The sequence below is a fragment of the Saccharopolyspora sp. genome (assembly GCF_017434145.1).
Lineage (GTDB): Bacteria > Actinomycetota > Actinomycetes > Mycobacteriales > Pseudonocardiaceae > Saccharopolyspora_C > Saccharopolyspora_C galaxeae.
Genome location: NZ_JAFRFW010000153.1, coordinates 1 through 1,873, shown reverse-complemented (window position 1 = coordinate 1,873; position 1,873 = coordinate 1). Strand labels below are relative to the sequence as shown.

Annotated in this window: 3 protein-coding genes; all 3 read right to left on the bottom strand. The window is 70.6% G+C overall.

All coding sequences use genetic code 11. The annotated features are described in order from the left end of the window. On the bottom strand, window positions 1-730 hold a 730-nt coding region (locus IJH84_RS04335), incomplete at its 3' end, for a hypothetical protein (RefSeq protein WP_295140458.1). Further along, on the bottom strand, window positions 727-1,275 hold the full coding sequence (locus IJH84_RS04330; protein ID WP_295140455.1) for a hypothetical protein: 549 nt from the start codon (window positions 1,273-1,275) through the stop codon (window positions 727-729). The genes IJH84_RS04335 and IJH84_RS04330, both read right to left, overlap by 4 nt. Window positions 1,276-1,321: 46 nt before the next feature. Then, window positions 1,322-1,705 (bottom strand): hypothetical protein, encoded by a 384-nt coding sequence (locus IJH84_RS04325; RefSeq protein ID WP_200068762.1) that lies wholly within the window; start codon window positions 1,703-1,705, stop codon window positions 1,322-1,324. Window positions 1,706-1,873: the final 168 nt, after the last annotated feature.

The window sequence follows — 1,873 nt, the reverse complement described above, 5'->3', positions numbered from 1 at the left end:
TCCCCACGGCCAGCAGGCCCGCGATCCACAACGTCGCGCCGAGGTCGATCAGCACCGTCGCAACGTTGGTCACCGGGGCGGGCGCGGTCATCCCGAGTCCGCGCAAGCCGACGTAGAGGCCGCGGCACGCCGAGGCGACGCCGAACAGCACCATGCCCGCGGCGGCCATCCACAGTCCGATCCGCGCGCGCACGCTGGACTCGCGCCCGTAGCGGGCCGCCCACACCGCGGAGCAAGTGGCGGCGTAAGCGAAGTAGCCGACCGCGACGAGGTAGAACGCGACCACCTCGGGCCGCCCGAGCGCGGCGTCCTGCAACCGGCCGCTGCTCGGGTAGGCGCCTTCCTGCAACGGCGCGGGGGTGCGGGCCATCGCCACCGCCAGCACCGCGCACACCACCAAGACCACGGCGCTTTCCCACCACACCCGCGCAGGCAGCCGCTGCTTGTGCAGCCCGCTGTCGAACCGCGTTCCCGAAGCCGAGAGCAGGAAGAACACCATGACCGCGCAGAAGCCAACGGCCAGCGAGCAGTTCTGCACGACCTTGCCGAGCCCCGGCGTGATCAGCTCGGCGCTGAGCACGCGCAGCGCCGCGATCACGAACCCTTCGCCCAGCAGCATCGCCAGCAGCGCGATGACGATCACGCGCAGCCCGCGGTCCTGCGGACTGCGCACGAGCCGGTAGGCGAACCACGCGGTCAGCGCGAGTTCCAGGTAGTCGATGACCTTCACAGCCAGTCGACCCGATCGCCGAGGGCGCGCTGCACGCTGCGCGCCCGGTCGCTGGCCGACGGCAGCGCCACGCCGGATTGGGCAGCCGCGTTGCCGAGCAGCAGCGTCGCGATCGTCTCGGCCTCCCGCTCGATCCCGGTCGTGTAGGAGGTCCGGCGCAGCGCCCCGGCGCTGTCGTCCGGGTCGATCTCGCTGAGGTCGCGCACCGTCTTGAGCGGGTGCTTCGCCAGCACGTGCCCGAGTTCGTGGGCGATGACGTGCTCCTGGTGCAGCGCGGTCGCGACGGCTTGGTAAAGGATGTAGAACGCGCCGGGGTCGTCCGGATCGGGCGCGTAGCGGACGGTGAGCCCGAACGGGCCTGCCGCCGGGAGGTCGAACGGCGCAGCGACGATCGGCGCCTCCCAGATCTTCGAGATCCGCTCGCACACCTCGGTCATGCTGGTCGGGCTGTCGATCCGGGCGCGTCGCATGATCTGGCGCAGTTCGCGGCGCAGCCTGCTCTCCTCGCGCCTGCGCCGCCATCCGCTGGGCGAACCGTTGACCATCGTCCCTCCGCTCGCGCTCGTCCGGGGCCGGTGCCGAGCCCCCTGCTCAGCCGGATGAACCGCGCTGCTGGTGCAGGAACCGGATGAAGTCGGCGACCTGCTTGCGCTCCGGTTCCGGGAGCTCACCGGCCCGGTTGAGCAGGACCGGGAGCTCGTCGGGAACCCCTCGCCCGGAATCGCCGCGGCCGGTGAACGAGTCGGTCGTGGTGCCGAACAGGTCCGCGAGCGCGCGCACCAGGTCCCACGCGGGCGCGTGGTGCTTGTTCACCAGACCGGACAGGTGCTGGCGCGAGATCCGGTATCCGCGCTCGGTCAGCGCCGTGGCCACCGCGGGGATCGTCCACGGTTTGCCGCTGTCCTGAACTCCTGCGTCCATCAGCTCGCGCAGCCGCGCGGCGAACGCCTCGCGTGCGTCATCCGCCTCAGCCATCACGACGCCTCCCATCCGTACCCCCCGAGCTTGTGTCAAGCATGTACGACAGTACCGTCTTGAATGTTTGACACGCTAGGTGCCCGCACGTACGGTTCACACCGAGGCGCGTCAAAAATACCTGACGCGCTGCGGACGCCACAACGAGTCCGGATCCGGTGCAGGTCC

Coding starts and splice junctions, on each gene's coding strand:
- IJH84_RS04325 (WP_200068762.1), bottom strand. CDS start 1,705: ATGGCTGAGGCGGATGACGCACGCGAGGCGTTCGCCGCGCGGCTGCGC.
- IJH84_RS04330 (WP_295140455.1), bottom strand. CDS start 1,275: ATGGTCAACGGTTCGCCCAGCGGATGGCGGCGCAGGCGCGAGGAGAGC.